12 protein-coding genes are annotated in these 14,254 nt (G+C 74.4%); 4 read left to right on the forward strand and 8 right to left on the reverse strand.

The window, feature by feature from the left end; translation table 11 throughout:
- The first annotated feature begins 33 nt into the window (after nucleotides 1–33).
- On the forward strand, nucleotides 34–1,152 hold the full coding sequence (locus AB0M97_RS01455) for a hypothetical protein (protein WP_365958617.1): 1,119 nt from the start codon (nucleotides 34–36) through the stop codon (nucleotides 1,150–1,152).
- Nucleotides 1,149–2,789, forward strand: coding sequence for a hypothetical protein (locus AB0M97_RS01460; protein WP_365958618.1), 1,641 nt, complete (start codon nucleotides 1,149–1,151; stop codon nucleotides 2,787–2,789). The genes AB0M97_RS01455 and AB0M97_RS01460 overlap by 4 nt, the downstream gene beginning before the upstream one ends.
- On the opposite strand, the gene dnaK is transcribed toward AB0M97_RS01460, so the two are convergent.
- The 4 genes from dnaK to AB0M97_RS01480 form a co-directional block, all read right to left on the reverse strand.
- Nucleotides 2,786–4,660 carry a molecular chaperone DnaK gene (gene dnaK / locus AB0M97_RS01465; protein WP_365958619.1) on the reverse strand — a complete coding sequence of 625 codons (1,875 nt, stop codon included), beginning with the start codon at nucleotides 4,658–4,660 and terminating at the stop codon, nucleotides 2,786–2,788. The genes AB0M97_RS01460 and dnaK overlap by 4 nt on opposite strands.
- 151 nt (nucleotides 4,661–4,811) lie before the next feature.
- The gene (locus AB0M97_RS01470; RefSeq protein ID WP_365958620.1) at nucleotides 4,812–5,240 is read right to left on the reverse strand and encodes an OsmC family protein; all 429 of its coding nucleotides are present in this window, start codon (nucleotides 5,238–5,240) and stop codon (nucleotides 4,812–4,814) included.
- Nucleotides 5,241–5,371: 131 nt separating this feature from the next.
- Entirely contained in the window at nucleotides 5,372–7,453 is a 2,082-nt protein-coding gene (locus AB0M97_RS01475) for an alkaline phosphatase family protein (RefSeq protein ID WP_365958621.1), read from the reverse strand.
- A 122-nt stretch (nucleotides 7,454–7,575) separates the two neighbouring features.
- Nucleotides 7,576–8,013, reverse strand: coding sequence for a hypothetical protein (locus tag AB0M97_RS01480; RefSeq protein ID WP_365958622.1), 438 nt, complete (start codon nucleotides 8,011–8,013; stop codon nucleotides 7,576–7,578).
- A gap of 82 nt (nucleotides 8,014–8,095) precedes the next feature.
- Here AB0M97_RS01480 and AB0M97_RS01485 point away from each other — a divergent pair, with 82 nt between their 5' ends.
- Complete coding sequence (locus tag AB0M97_RS01485) at nucleotides 8,096–8,869, forward strand: MBL fold metallo-hydrolase (protein ID WP_365958623.1); 774 nt, start codon at nucleotides 8,096–8,098, stop codon at nucleotides 8,867–8,869.
- A 2-nt stretch (nucleotides 8,870–8,871) separates the two neighbouring features.
- A complete protein-coding gene (locus AB0M97_RS01490; protein WP_365958703.1) occupies nucleotides 8,872–9,516 on the forward strand; it encodes a VTT domain-containing protein in 645 nt (214 codons plus the stop codon).
- Nucleotides 9,517–9,577: 61 nt separating this feature from the next.
- Here the strand turns inward: AB0M97_RS01490 and AB0M97_RS01495 are convergent, their stop codons facing one another.
- The 4 genes from AB0M97_RS01495 to AB0M97_RS01510 form a co-directional block, all read right to left on the reverse strand.
- The gene (locus AB0M97_RS01495) at nucleotides 9,578–10,702 is read right to left on the reverse strand and encodes an MBL fold metallo-hydrolase (RefSeq protein ID WP_365958624.1); all 1,125 of its coding nucleotides are present in this window, start codon (nucleotides 10,700–10,702) and stop codon (nucleotides 9,578–9,580) included.
- On the reverse strand, nucleotides 10,699–11,946 hold the full coding sequence (locus tag AB0M97_RS01500) for an aminotransferase class I/II-fold pyridoxal phosphate-dependent enzyme (RefSeq protein WP_365958625.1): 1,248 nt from the start codon (nucleotides 11,944–11,946) through the stop codon (nucleotides 10,699–10,701). The genes AB0M97_RS01495 and AB0M97_RS01500 overlap by 4 nt, the downstream gene beginning before the upstream one ends.
- Nucleotides 11,947–12,440: 494 nt before the next feature.
- Nucleotides 12,441–13,082 (reverse strand): hypothetical protein, encoded by a 642-nt coding sequence (locus AB0M97_RS01505; protein WP_365958626.1) that lies wholly within the window; start codon nucleotides 13,080–13,082, stop codon nucleotides 12,441–12,443.
- A 258-nt stretch (nucleotides 13,083–13,340) separates the two neighbouring features.
- A complete protein-coding gene (locus AB0M97_RS01510) occupies nucleotides 13,341–14,138 on the reverse strand; it encodes an RNA polymerase sigma factor SigF (protein WP_365958627.1) in 798 nt (265 codons plus the stop codon).
- Nucleotides 14,139–14,254: the final 116 nt, after the last annotated feature.

The raw sequence follows: 14,254 nt of genomic DNA on the forward strand, positions 1-14,254 counted from the left end.
GGGCTCGGGGGCACGTGAGGACGGGGGAAACAGTTGGACCACGAGCGTCTTCTCACCCGCATCGTCTCCGGCCTGGTGATGGAGCCGCGGAACCGGCCGAGCGCGGGAAGCAGGCTGCGACGCAAGGGCGGGCCGCCGGTCATCGAGGTGGTGGGACTCGACCGGACGCAGCAGAGCCGCCTCCTGCGCACTTTGCGCGACAAGTACGCGGAACGGCTGCCGGTGAACGTGCCCGAAGTCCCGATGGACAAAGGGGTCGCGGACTCCTTCTGGTATCTGTCGACCCGGATGACCGGCCTGAGCGGTCCCGCCGGCCGCCGCGCCCCGTCCTTCGCGCGTTTCCACCTCGGGCTGCTCGCCCACGCCTGGGCCGCGAAACACGCGGACCTCGAACTGGAGCGGCTGCAGTACGCGCACCGGGCCCTGGTGCGCGACCTGGGCAGGAAGCGGCAGGAGGAGACATCCAGGCGCGACACACTGCTGCAGGAGCTGGAGCAGCCGATGGCGGCGGCCGGCACGGTGGGCGCCGTCCTGGCGTCGCTGTCCACGCTGGTGCGCTTCGTGACCCTGCGCCCGCGGGCCGACCGCGTGGCCCTGCGCTGGTGGGGGCAGGCCCTGAAGGTGCGAACGGGTGGGGCGTTCTCCAGCCGCGAGGCGATCGCCATCAGGATGTTCCACTTCTTCCGGCCGCGCCCGCCGCGCCCCGACGACCCGGAGGAGGTGCGCGAGGAGGCGGCCCAGCAGGAGGAGATCCGGGTCACCCACCGCAACGAATTCCTCATCGCCGCCTTCCTCGCGGACATCGACGCGCACTACGGCCTGCTGCGCCGGCTGAACAGGAACCAGCCCCCGCTGATGCTGCTCGAAGTGCACGACGCCGAGGGTCGGACCGTCCTCGACGCGTACCTCGCCGCCCACAAGCACATGCGCAGCCTGGTGAAGTGGGGAACGATCACCCACCCCGTGGTCCTGGTGGTCAGCGACGACGCGGAGGCGGGGCTCACGGCGGCTCCCCTCGCGGAGCTGGAGACGCTTCTCGACAGCTGGGAGCTGCGTGTGGAGGACGGCAAGCGCGAGCGCAGGCTGCTGCGGGTGACGGTGCGGGATTCGGTGTCGGCGCCACCGCGGGCCACCTTGGGGGAGGCACAGTGACGGAGACTCACGACCACCCCGGGCACGGCCCGGTGTTCATGGCGGCGGTCGCCCTGGGTGTGGTCATGGCGCTGCTGGCCGCATGGCTCCTGTGGGAGGAGTTCGGGCCCGAGACTCCCGATCCGTGCGGCCCCGGCCTGCGGACCACGAACGGCGAGTGCATCGGCGTCAGTGACGGCGGCGGCAAGCCCTTCATGCCCGAGCTCGCCGACGTCATGAAGCGCATCAAGGAGGAGAACGACCGCATCGACGGCCAGCCGCATGCCACCATCGCCCTGATGATCCCGATGACCTCCGACCACAAGGAGGTCAGGAAGCAGATCCTGCACGAGGTCCAGGGCGCCTACATCGCGCAGTACTTCGCCAACGGCGCCACCAGGGCCGAGAAGCAGAGCGGCGGGGAGCACCCCAAGATCCGCATGGTGCTCGCCAACCCGGGCAAGGACCGCAAGCAGTGGCGGCCGGTGGCCGACCAGCTCGCCCGCCTCGCCGAGGACAAGAAGCACAACCTCCGGACCGTGTTCGGCTTCGACCTCAGCGTGCGGCCGACCGCCCAGGCCATCGCGTATCTGACGAAGGAGAAGAAGATCCCCGTCGTCGGAGGCCCCATCACCGGCAACGAGTTCACCGGCTACCCCCTGTTCGCCCGGGTCGCGCCCACCAACAGCGACCAGGCCGACGCCCTGGTGCACTTCGACAAGACGCTGGACCTCGAGCACGCCATCCTGGTCAAGGACACCCGCCAACCGGACCCGTACAACGAGTCGCTGCTGCAGGCGTACGAGCGCAAGCTGAAGAGGTCGCCGCACGAGCCGATGCCCTTCGTTTCCGAGGACACGGACATCGAGGGCGGTCTGTCCAGCGAGTTCAAGCGCATGGCCACGGACATCTGCGTGCTGCGGCCGCAGGTCAACACCGTCTACTTCGCCGGCCGGCCCACCCATCTGCGGCAGTTCCTCAACGAACTGGCCCGGAACCGCCCGTGCAAGGAGGAGTCCTTCACGGTGGTCAGCGGATCCGGCGCGTCCACGCTGTACTCCGACGCCAAGCTGGACTGGAACGCGCTGCGCGGCCTGCGCGGCGACGGCGGCCGGTGGAAGGGCAAAGTGACCGTCCTGTACACCTCCATCGCACACCCCGACGCATGGCTCGGCACACGGCCCCGGCCGCCCGAGACCGGTGGCTCACCGGGTGTCGTGCGCGAGCTGGCGCAGCGGCTGAAGGCGCCGTCGCCCGTCGGGCCGATCGGGCCGTCCGACATCTACGACTCGCGCACCATTTCCGTGCACGACTCCGCCAAGACCGCCATCGCGGGCATCCGGCTGCACGCCGAGGGCAAGAAGAGCGGCCACATCCCGACGCTCCGGGAGATCGGCACCGACTGGAACGCCCTGCGGGGCGTGCACAAGGTCGACGGGGCCAGCGGCTGGATCTGCATCGACAACCAGGGCAACGCGTACAACAAGGCCGTCGCCGTGGTCCGGCTCGATCCGGAAGACACGAGCGAGCGGCCGGTCTTCGTGGGTCTCGCCTGGCCGGAGAAGGTCCCGCCGCCCAAGGGCCAGGAGGGCAGCGGGGCCTGCCAGATCCCCCGCTCCCAGGAAGCGTCCGGGCGAGGCTCCGCGGCTTCCCCCTAGGCCGCGCCGCCCTTGTCGCCGGTCGTGCCGGTGTCCTTCTCGTCGTCCACGATCTCCGCGTCGACCACGCCGTCCTCGGGCGTGCCGTGGTCCTCGCCCGTGCCGCCGGCTGCGGTGGGCCCGGTCTGCTCGTACATGGCGCGGCCCATGCTCTGGCTGACGGTGGCGAGCTTCTCGACGCCGGTCCGCAGCTCCTCGGTGCCGGCCTGCCGTTCGAGGAGGTCCTTGAGTTCGCTGACGGCCGACTCGACCTGCGTCCTCGTCTCCGCGCCGACCCGGTCGCCGCTGTCGCGGAGGAAGTTCTCGGTCTGGTAGACGAGCTGTTCGGCCTGGTTGCGGGTCTCGGCGGCCTCGCGGCGGGCGCGGTCCTCCGCGGCGTACTGCTCGGCCTCCCGCATCATGCGGTCGATGTCCTCCTTCGGCAGCGCGGAGCCGCCGGTGACGGTCATCTTCTGCTCGCGGCCGGTCGCCAGGTCCTTCGCGGAGACGTGCATGATGCCGTTGGCGTCGATGTCGAAGGCGACCTCGATCTGCGGCACGCCGCGCGGCGCGGGCGGCAGGCCGGTGAGGTCGAAGACGCCGAGCTTCTTGTTGTACGCGGCGATCTCCCGTTCGCCCTGGTAGACCTGGATGCCGACCGAGGGCTGGTTGTCGGCGGCGGTCGTGAAGATCTCCGAACGGCGGGTGGGGATCGTGGTGTTGCGTTCGATGAGCTTCGTCATGATGCCGCCCTTGGTCTCGATGCCGAGGGACAGCGGGGTGACGTCGAGGAGCAGGACGTCCTTGACGTCGCCGCGGATCACGCCCGCCTGGAGGGCGGCGCCGAGGGCCACGACCTCGTCGGGGTTGACGCCCTTGTGCGGGTCCTTGCCGGTGAGTTCCCTGACCAGGTCGGTGACGGCGGGCATCCGGGTGGAGCCGCCGACGAGGATCACGTGGTCGACGGCGGAGAGCTTGATGCCGGCGTCCTTCACCGCCTGGTGGAAGGGCGCCTTGCAGCGGTCGAGGAGGTCGGCGGTGAGCTCCTGGAACCGGGTGCGGGTGAGTTTCTCGTCCAGGTGCAGCGGGCCCTCGGCGGAGGCCGTGATGTAGGGCAGGTTGATGGTGGTCTCGGTGGAGCTGGACAGCTCCGTCTTGGCCTTCTCGGCGCCCTCGCGGAGCCGCTGCACGGCCATCTTGTCCTTGGCCAGGTCGATGCCGTACCGGCCCTTGAACTGCGTGACGAGATACTCGACGATCCGCTGGTCCCAGTCGTCGCCGCCGAGGTGCGTGTCGCCGTTGGTGGCCTTGACCTCGATGACGCCGTCGCCGATCTCCAGCAGCGACACGTCGAAGGTGCCGCCGCCGAGGTCGAACACGAGCACGGTCTGCTCGTCGCCGCGGTCGAGCCCGTAGGCGAGGGCGGCGGCGGTCGGCTCGTTGATGATGCGCAGGACCTTCAGGCCCGCGATCTCCCCGGCCTCCTTGGTGGCCTGCCGCTGCGCGTCGTCGAAGTAGGCGGGCACGGTGATCACGGCGTCGGTGACGTCCTCGCCGAGGTAGGACTCGGCGTCCCGCTTGAGTTTCTGCAGCACGCGCGCGGACAGCTCCTGCGCCCGGTAGCGCACGCCGTCGATGTCGCCCTGCTCGGGGAAGCGCCAGCCGGCGTCGCCCATGTGGCGTTTCACGGAGCGCGCGGTGCGCTCGACGTTGGTCACGGCCTGCCGTTTGGCGACCTCGCCGACCAGGACCTCGCCGTGCTTGGCGAACGCCACCACGGACGGTGTGGTCCTCGCGCCCTCCGCGTTGCCGATGACCGTGGGCTCGCCGCCCTCCAGGACGGCCACCACGGAGTTCGTGGTCCCGAGATCGATGCCGACCGCGCGTCCCATCACTGTCCCCTTCCCGCCGCTCCCGAAGACACTTACCCAGAATCCAGCACAAATCCTGAGCGGGACGTTGTCAATGCCACGGGGTGCGGCACGGCGACGGCGCACGGCCCGCCGGGATGGACGGGCCGCGCGCCGCGGTCGGTACGCCGGGTCAGGCGAGCTTCGCCGACAGGGTGATCGGTACGGCCTTCAGGGCCTGGCTGACCGGGCAGTTGACCTTGGCGTCCTCCGCCGCGGCGACGAACGCGTCGTTGTCCACGCCCGGCACGGTGCCCTCCACGGTGAGGTGGATGCCCGTGATGCCCTCACCCGGCTGGAAGGTGACGTCCGCCGAGGTGACGAGCCTGGTGGGCGGGGTGCCCGCCTGGGCCAGGGCGTGCGAGAACGCCATGGAGAAGCAGCTGGAGTGGGCGGCGGCGATCAGCTCCTCGGGGCTGGTCCTGCCGTTCGCCTCCTGGGTGCGGGCGGCCCACGTCACCGGCTGCTGGTCGATCGCGCCGGAGGAGTCGAAGGTGACGACGCCGTTGCCCTCGAGCAGGGCGCCTTCCCAGACGGTGTGTGCGGAGCGCGTGGTAGCCACGATTAGTCCTTTCGCGTGTGGGCCCGTTGCCGGGTTCCGTGTCCCCCATCCGATCACACTCGGGCGCCGCGCATCCGCAAGACCGGTGGGCGCCGCGGTGAACCGCGGGCCGGTCCACCGCGGCGGGGCCCTCACAGCGCGTTCTCCCGCTCGGTCCGCGCCGGCGGCACCTGGGGCCCGTGGGACTCGCGCAGCCAGCGGCGCAGGACCCGGTGGACGTGTTCGGCGCCGGCCAGGTCCTCGCCGTCGGCGACCGGCGCGGACAGCGCCAGCGGCGACAGCAGGAAGGCCTTGCCCTGGGCGCCACCGAGGCCGCCGTGCGAACCGATCTGCTCCTCGAACGCGAGGACCTCCCCGTCGGCCGGGTCGTGGAAGGAGTTGACCATGATGTCGGCGGTGTGCGGGAAGGAGTGCGTGCGCCGTACGGCGTCGGCGGCGCCCGGCCCGAAGCCGGCCAGCGGGCCCTGCTTGTCGTCCAGTTCGGCCAGCGGGATCTCCGCGCCGAACGCGCCGAGCACCACGCCGTCGTGCGCCCGGCTGCGCACCAGCAGGAAGCCGATGCCGGGATGGTTGGCGAGCGTGGACAGCAGCGCCGGGTGGCGGGCGTCGATCTCCTCCTTGGTCATGCGGTGCGGCACGTCGGGGAAGGAGATCAGGCCGAGGTTCCCGGACGCCAGCACGATCGGCTCGGAGCGCCGGGCCGGGCGGTGCTGCTCGCCGGACTCCTCCACCGGGATGCGCAGCGCGGCCCGCACGGCCGCGCGGGCCTCGGCGCCGCTGCGGGTGCGCTGCGCGCGGCGCGGCACGGGCAGCCCGCAGCCCGCCCGGACCAGGTCGCCGAGGGTGAGGCCGTAGCGGGAGCGGAACGTCTCGCCGGGGCTCTGGCCGTGGTCGGACAGCACGACGATGCGGTAGGGGCGCGGCGCGTGCTCGGCGACCTTCTCGATCAGCGCGAGGGAGCGGTCGAGGCGGGCGAGGACCTGTTCGGCGTCCCGGCTGGTGGGCCCGGAGTGGTGCGCGACCTCGTCGTAGGCCACGAGGTCGGCGTAGACGGCGGTCCGTCCGGCGAGCATGTCGCCGGTCACCGCGGCGACCACGACGTCCCGCTCCACGACGGTGGCGAAGGCCCGCACGAGCGGGTAGAGGCCGCCGCGGGAGACGCGCGGGCGCTGCTTGCGCAGCCGGGCGCGGCTGGACTGGCAGATCTCCCGGCCGACCTCGGCGACGAACGACAGGGCGGTGCGCACGGCGTTGGCGGGGTCGGAGAAGTACGCGAAGTAGCCCGCCCGGGACCGGGTTTCCTTGCGGCGCCGGGTGGCGATGGACAGCACGAGGGCCTGCTCGTCGGCGCCGCCGCCGAAGAGGTTCCCGCGGCTGGCGCCGTCGGCGGTGAGCAGGCCCTCGTGGCCCGCGTGCCGCACGGCGCGGCGCTGGAGTTCGGCGGCGCTGGTCGGCCGGTTGCAGACCATCACCTCGCGGGTGTCCTTCTCGTACCAGCGGAAGGCGGGCACGTCGTGGTTGCTGCCGTGCAGGATGCCGAGCTGGCTGGCGCCGGTCTGGCTGGACCAGTCGGTGCGCCAGGGAGTGAGCCGGTGGGTGGTGCGGCGGCCCTCGCCGCCGTGCAGCCAGCGGGCCACGGTGGGCATCAGGCCCTTGGCGACGGCGTCCGCCAGGACGTCGTGGCCGACGCCGTCGAGTTGCAGGAAGACGGTGCCGTGCCCGGCGGGGCTCGGCGGGGCCGTTCTGCGGCGGCGGTCGGCGAGCCGGTACAGGCGGCGCCGGTAGGCGTCGTCGTCGCGCACGGCGAGGGCGCCTCCGGTGGCAGAGGCGACGGCGGACATCACGGCGGCCACGACGACCGCGGTCTCGGGGGCCGCCGCGCCCCGCTCCGACGGGTTCAGGCCGAGGGCGACCAGCAGCAGCGCGCCGTTGAGGAAGAACACCAGCAGGCCCAGCACCAGCGCCGGGACCAGGAGCAGCAGGCGGACCAGCAGGGGCCACACCACGGCGGACAGCAGACCGAAGGCGCCGGCGCCGAGCGCGGCGGTCACGGCGATGGTGGTGGCGCTGTCACCGTCGGCCGACTGGAGCTGGAAGTCCGGCAGGATCCCGGCCAGGACGAGCATGGTGCCCGTGGAGACCGCCCACACCGTGATGCTCCGCCCGACCTGACTGGCGATCCGCCGCCACCGCCCGTCCCGCACGCCGCGCACACCTCACGTCCCCGGGCCCGTCCTCGCCGCGGGTCCCACCCCACACTGACACAACGCCGGGCAGGGCCGGTTCGTCCCCCGGCGCCGCCCGCCGGATGCGGCCGGGCGGCGGCGGGCGGTGGTCAGCGGCCGTCGTAGCCGGCCGTCGGCATCGACAGACGGCGGTGCACGCACGCCTTCATCTCCGCGTCGTACCGCGGCTCGGCGTCCTCCACGGTCACCACCCGCACCCCGCGCCGCGCGCACTCGGCGGTGAACTCCTCGACGGAGGCGAGCGCGCTGCGCAGGACGCGGCGGCTCGGCGCGACGAACAGGTCGACGCCGGGCCGGACGCCGTCCCACAGGGCGCAGTGGTCGGGCCGCAGGCCGCGCACCAGCAGCTCCCGGGTGACGACGTAGCCGTGTTCGGCGGCCCAGCGGGCGCACATGGCGTACTGGCTGCGGGAGTCCACCAGGAACGGGTCGGCGTCCAGTTCCTCCAGCGGTGTCAGGCTGGCGATCGCCGTCACCCGTACCGGCGCCGCGGCCGACCCCCCCGGAAAACCCCGCAGTTGTGCCATGGCGCTCCCCTCACCTCCGGTTTCGCCGCCGACCCTACTCCTGCCCGTAGGCTTCGGGCAGTCGCGCGAAGGAGGCAAAGAGGTGCCGGTGGAGATCACCTGGTGGGGGCACGCCACCTGCACGGTCGCGGACTCGGGCGTACGCGTGCTCACCGATCCCCTGTTCGCACGCCGGCTCGCGCATCTGCGCCGTCGGCGGGGTGCGGTGCCGCCGCCCGGTGCGTGGCGCGCGGACGTGGCGCTGGTGTCGCACCTGCACGCCGACCATCTGCACGTGCCGTCGCTCGCGCGGCTCGCGCCGGGCACGCGCCTGCTCGTGCCCCGGGGCGCACCACGGGCGGTGCCGGGGCTGCGCCGGCTCACTCACCTGCGGGTGACCGAGGTGGCGCCCGGCGACGCGACCCCGGTCGGTGATCTCGTCGTACGGGCCGTGCCCGCGCGGCACGACGGGCGGCGGCTGCCGCTCGGGCCGCACCGCTCCCCCGCGCTCGGGTTCGTCCTGGAGGGCGAGGCCAGGACGTACTTCGCCGGGGACACCGGGCTGTTCGACTCGATGGCGAAGGAGGTCGGGCCGGTCGACGTGGCGCTGCTGCCGGTCGGCGGCTGGGGGCCGCACCTCGGTGAGGGGCACCTGGACGCGGGGCGGGCGGCGGAGGCGCTGGTCCGGCTGGCGCCGCGCTGCGCGGTGCCGGTGCACTACGGCACGTACTGGCCGATCGGGATGGACGCCGTGCGCCCCCACGAGTTCCACGCGCCGGGCGCGGAGTTCGTGCGGCTGGCCGCGCTGCGCGCGCCGGAGGTGGCGGTGCACCGGCTGGAGCACGGCGAGAGCGTGCGCCCGGGAGTCGCGCGGTGAGCCTGCCCGCGGCCTCGGCGACCGTGCTGGCCGCCGCCGCGCCCGCGGCGGTGCCCGCGGAGTCGACGCAGCAGGCGATCGGCTATCCCTCGCTGTTCCTGCTGGTGCTGATCGGGGCTCTGGTGCCGGTGGTGCCGACGGGTGCGCTGGTGAGTTCGGCGGCCGTGGTCGCCGTGCACCAGACGACGCCGTTCTCGCTGGCGATGGTGTTCGTGACGGCGTCGCTGGCGGCGTTCCTCGGCGACGTGGCGCTGTACTGGCTGGGGCGGCGCGGGATGGGCTCGAAGAACGGCTCGCGGTGGCTGGAGGCCCTCCGGTCGCGGGCGCCCGAGGACCGGCTGGCGCAGGCGCAGGAGAAGCTCGCCGGGCACGGGGTGGCGGTGCTGGTGCTGTCCCGGCTGATGCCGGCGGGCCGCATCCCGGTGATGCTGGCCTGCCTGATGGCGCGGTGGCCGCTGCGCCGGTTCGTCCGCGGCAACCTGCCGGCCTGCCTGGCGTGGGCGGTGACGTACCAGCTGATCGGGATTCTCGGCGGTTCGCTGTTCCCGGAGCCGTGGGAGGGCGTGGTCGCCGCGGTCGCGCTGACCCTGCTGATCAGCGCGACGCCGAGCGTGTGGCGGCGGGTGCGGGGGGCGCGGGCGCGGTGAGGCCCCGGGCGGTTTCGCCCGGGGCCGGTGCGCAGGGCTGGGGCCGGTGCGCGGGGCCGGTTCAGCCGAGGTGGGTGTGTGCCAGGACGCGGGAGGCTCCCACCGGCAGGTCCCACAGGTCCTCCCTGGGCAGGCCCGCCTTCTCCCAGGCGGCACGCACGCGCGTGAGCGGTTCCAGGACGGGCTCCGCGGACAGCACGAACGTCCCCCAGTGCATCGGCGCCATGCGGCGCGCGCCGAGGTCCTGGCAGGCCCGGACGGCCTCCTCCGGGTCGCAGTGCACGTCGCTGAGCCACCAGCGCGGGTCGTACGCGCCGATGGGCAGCAGCGCCAGGTCGATCCCCGGGTAACGCTGCCCGATGCGGGTGAACCAGTGGCCGTAGCCGGTGTCCCCCGCGAAGTACACGCGCTGCCCGTCGGGGGCGGTGAGCACCCAGCCGCCCCACAGGGAGCGGCAGGTGTCGGTGAGGGTGCGCTTGGACCAGTGGTGCGCCGGCACGAAGTCGAAGCGGACCGTCCCCCGCCCGCCGCCCGCCTCGGCCGGTGCGCCGTCGGTGCCGCCGCCCGCGGGCAGTTCGGCCGCCTCCCACCAGTCCAGCTCGGTGACGCGGGTGAACCGCCGCCGCTCGAACCAGCGGCCCAGCCCGGCCGGCACGAACACCGGGGTGTCGCGCGGGAGGCGGCGCAGCGTCGGGGCGTCCAGGTGGTCGTAGTGGTTGTGGCTGATGACGACCGCGTCCACGCGCGGCAGGGCGCTCCACTCGACACCGACGGGGGTGATACGGCCCGGGGTGCCGAGGATGCGGCGGGACCACACCGGGTCGGTGAGGACGGTGAGCCCGCCGATGCGCACCACCCAGCTGGCGTGTCCCGCCCAGGTGACGGCGACGGTACGGGCGTCGACGCGGGGCAGCGGGCCGGGCTCGTAGGGCAGCAGGGGGATGCCGGCGAGGCCTTCGCGGTCCGGTCGTACGGCGCCCTCGCGGGCGAAGCGGGCGACGGCCTTGAGGCCGGGCAGCGGGGCGGTCAGCCGGTCGTGGAAGCTCCGCGGCCACACCCGCCGCTCCCCCAGCGGCCGGGGTTCGGGGAGCGGGGGGCCCGGGGGCGCGAGGGGCGACGGGGCCGCCGGCGCGCCGGTGCCCCGGGCGTCCGGGCTGGTGGTGGTCGACTCGGACTGCTGCGTCATCGGGGAGACTCCCATCGCTGAGCGTCGTCGCGGAGATCGTCGAAGACCGCCTTCAGGTGGATCATCGCGCGCCGCGGGTGCGGCAGTTCAAACGGTTCAGCCGTTCTGAGGCATTCCTCGAGTTCCGCGTCGGTGCCGCCGAGCAGCGGGCCGGTCGACAGGCGCACGCGCAGCGCCCCGAGGTCGTCGCCGAACCGGTGCCCGCCCGGCGCGGGCATACCCAGCCGTACCGCCAGGAAATCCTCCAGCTCCTGCGCGTCGCCCACACCCCGCGCGGACAGCGCGGCGCGCAGCGGGTCGAGGTCGGCGTACACGTGCCGGCCGGCCTGCGGGGGGCGGGCCACGGCCCCCGCGTCGACGACGGCGGTGTGCACGGCGGCGGCCACGCGCGCGTGGAGGCGTACGGCGGCGGCGGCCCGGGCGGTGACCGGCTCGGGCTCGGCCAGCGCGTAGGCGGCGGCCGCGGCGACCGGGGCCGCGACGCGGGCGCCGAGCGCGGTCAGCACGTCGAGCACACGCGCGTGCAGGCCGTCCCCGCCGTCGCCCGCCGGGAGCCGGGCCACCGCGGCGGGCCAGCCCGGCGGCAGCAGCGCGCCGGCCAGGTCGGTGACGACGGTGACGTGCTCGGGCAGCATCTCGGCGGGGCTGAGCAGCACGGTGCCGTGCGGGTCGTGCAGGGTGTCGCGCCAGGTCTCGTCGCTCACCAGGTGCAGGCCCTCGCCGGTGGCGGCCTCCAGGGTCTCGTGCAGCACGTCGGGGGGTGCGACGGTGGCGGTGGGGTCGTCGGCGACGGACAGCACCAGCAGCCGCGGGTCGCCGCCCTCGTGGCGCACCCGGCGCACGGTCTCCAGCAGCGCGTACGGGTCGGGTACGCCGCCGCACTCGGCCGGTGTCGCCACGTGGAAGGCGGGCCTGCCCAGCAGCCGGGCGTACGGCGCCCACCAGGCGGCGCAGGGGCGCGGCACGAGGACGTCACCGCCGATGGCCGCGGTCAGGGCGACCAGCAGGGCGGGCGAGCCGGGCGCGGCGGCCACCTGGCGGGGCGCGGCGGTCAGGCCGCGCCTGGCCCAGTAGCCGCAGGCCGCCTCCAGCAGGGCCGGCCCGCCGCCGACCGGCTCCTCCGTGGCGCGGGACGCGGCGGCGGCGAGCACCTCGGCGGCCTCGGGCAGCACCGGCAGTCCGTCGCCGGGCAGCGGCGGCCCGAAGCGGACGGGGCCGTGGCCCTCGGTGGCCGTCCGCGACATCCGTACCTCCGTGGTGGGCGGCATCGCGTACGCCGATGCCGGTGGGCGTGGCCTTCCCGGCGCCGGACGCAGCGGTGCGGGTCGAGTGCGATCGGGGGGCCCAGGGCCCGCCGCCGGGCGTACGGAGCGGTGTGTGGGCTCGGGGTTCTGAGTACCCACCGGGGTGGGGTCCCATGGGGGGTGGGGGGAGTCGTGGGGATCACACTGGCGGGGCGGGGGGCGGGGGTTTACCGGTCGCGGGGTCGGCGGGGCCGCTTTGCGCGTCGCGGGGCGGGCGTGGGCCGGCAGGCGCGAAGCCCACCCGCGGCGAATGGCCCCGGCCACCGCCCCCCTCTCCGGAAGCCCACCCCTCCCTACGGCAGGCGGCGGTGCCGCCGGCCTCCGGGCGCCGAGGGCCGCAGGCCTCCCGGTCCACCGCCGTATCGGGGCCTCCCCGGCCGACGGCCGCGTGCCTTCCCGCTCCGCGTGGCGCGGGGAGGCACGTGGCCCGTCCCTCACGCCTCGCGCGCCGGCCTCTTGCGGCGCAGTCGGTACACCGCGCCGCCCACGGCCGCCGCGATGAACACGCCTCCGGCGGCCAGCGCCGGGACGGAGTCCGTGAAGGCGCCGCCCCCGCCGGCCCGTACGCCCCGCTGGATCACGGCGCCGCCGCAGGGCTTGGCGTGGTGCTCCGGGCAGGGACGGCTGCTGGGCGGTGCCGTGGAGGCGCCGCCGCCGAGCGTCACGGTGAACGTGGCGCTCCACTGCTTGCCCTCCGCGCCGGGCGGCGCCGGGCAGGTGCCGTCGACGGTCCACGCGGAGTCCGGGCCGCCCCCGGTGGGGCCGGCGTCGAGTTCGGCGGCGGACGCGATGCGGGCGGTGCCGCGGTAGGCGGACCCGGTGACGTCGTCGTCGTTGCCGGGTACGAGGCGCAGTTCGGCCACCCCGTCCGCGAAGGCGTCCGAGGTGGCTTCTAGGGTCTGCGGGGCGGGGCCCTCACCGGGGTCGCAGGAGACGGAGACCGTGACGCTGCCGCCCGGCTGGACGGTGGCGGGGCTGACCTCCGCGGCCGGGTCCGCCCGGACGACCGCGGTGGGGCCGCCGAGGGCGACGCCGGTCAGGACGGCGACGGACAGGGCGCGGGCGGTGCGGCGCATGGGGCGGGCTCCTTCGAGCGGCGGCTGCGGGGCGCGGTGTCACGCCTCCGCTGCCATCACAGCCCGCGGCACGCCACGCCGCGCGCGGCCGGACCCCATTGGCGGAACGGACACGCCCGAGCGGGTGACGGCCGCCGGGGGTCGCGTCGGCGCCCGCCGCTCACGCGCCCCGGTGACACGACGGTCCGACGTGCGGAAGCCGCCCGCGCTCGGCCGAGCGGACCACCGCCGCGGTCCCAGCGCGGCGACCGTCGCCCGCTACTCGCCGTCCGCGTCCCGCAGCACCTGCTCCCGTACCCGGCCGCAGCAGCGGCTGATCAGGCGGGAGACGTGCATCTGGGAGATGCCCAGCTGCTCGGCGATCCGGCTCTGGGTCATGTCGTCGAAGAACCGCATGTACAGGATGGCCCGCTCGCGTTCCGGCAGGGCGGCCAGGCGCGGCTTGACGGCCTCGCGGTCCACGACCGTGTCCAGCGCCGGGTCGGGCGAGCCGAGGGCGTCGCTCAGGCTGTAACCGTCCGCGCTGCCGGGCAGTTCGGCGTCCAGGGACAGCGCGGTGAAGCTCTCCAGCGCCTCCAGGCCGACCTTGACGTCCTCCTCGCTGAGGTTCGTGTGCTCGGCGAGCTCGGCGATGGTGGGCCTGCGGCCGGAGAGGTTCGCGGACAGGTCCTGGGAGGCGAACCGGACGCGGTTGCGCAGGTCCTGCACCCGGCGCGGCACGTGCAGGGTCCACATGTGGTCGCGGAAGTGCCGCTTGATCTCGCCGGTGATGGTCGGCACCGCGTAGCTCTCGAAGGCGTTGCCGCGCTCGGGGTCGTACCGGTCGACGGCCTTGACCAGGCCGAGGGCGGCGACCTGGCGCAGGTCGTCCATGCTTTCGCCGCGGCTGCGGAACCGCCCGGCGAGGCGTTCGGCCATCGGCAGCCAGGCCTCGACGATCCGGTCCCGGAGGGCGTCGCGCTCGGGCCCGGCGGGGAGCGTGACGAGCGTGCGGAAGTCGTCCGCGGTGTCGGGGGCGTCGTCGTGCGGGTGCTTCGCGCTGACTCGTGTCGCCATGATGCGTCGCAACTCCCTTGCGGGTGCTTTGGGTTGGACGGTCACCGCGGGAGCGCCGACGTGCCGGACGGCGCACCGGGGGGCTGAGCCGCTCCCACGGGCGTGCCTCCTGTCCG

This window comes from Streptomyces sp. NPDC051207 (assembly GCF_040682395.1).
In the GTDB taxonomy this organism is placed as follows: Bacteria; Actinomycetota; Actinomycetes; order Streptomycetales; family Streptomycetaceae; genus Streptomyces.

Coding starts and splice junctions, on each gene's coding strand:
- AB0M97_RS01510 (WP_365958627.1), bottom strand. CDS start 14,138: ATGGCGACACGAGTCAGCGCGAAGCACCCGCACGACGACGCCCCCGAC.
- AB0M97_RS01480 (WP_365958622.1), bottom strand. CDS start 8,013: ATGGCACAACTGCGGGGTTTTCCGGGGGGGTCGGCCGCGGCGCCGGTA.
- AB0M97_RS01495 (WP_365958624.1), bottom strand. CDS start 10,702: ATGACGCAGCAGTCCGAGTCGACCACCACCAGCCCGGACGCCCGGGGC.
- AB0M97_RS01500 (WP_365958625.1), bottom strand. CDS start 11,946: ATGTCGCGGACGGCCACCGAGGGCCACGGCCCCGTCCGCTTCGGGCCG.
- AB0M97_RS01505 (WP_365958626.1), bottom strand. CDS start 13,082: ATGCGCCGCACCGCCCGCGCCCTGTCCGTCGCCGTCCTGACCGGCGTC.
- dnaK (WP_365958619.1), bottom strand. CDS start 4,660: ATGGGACGCGCGGTCGGCATCGATCTCGGGACCACGAACTCCGTGGTG.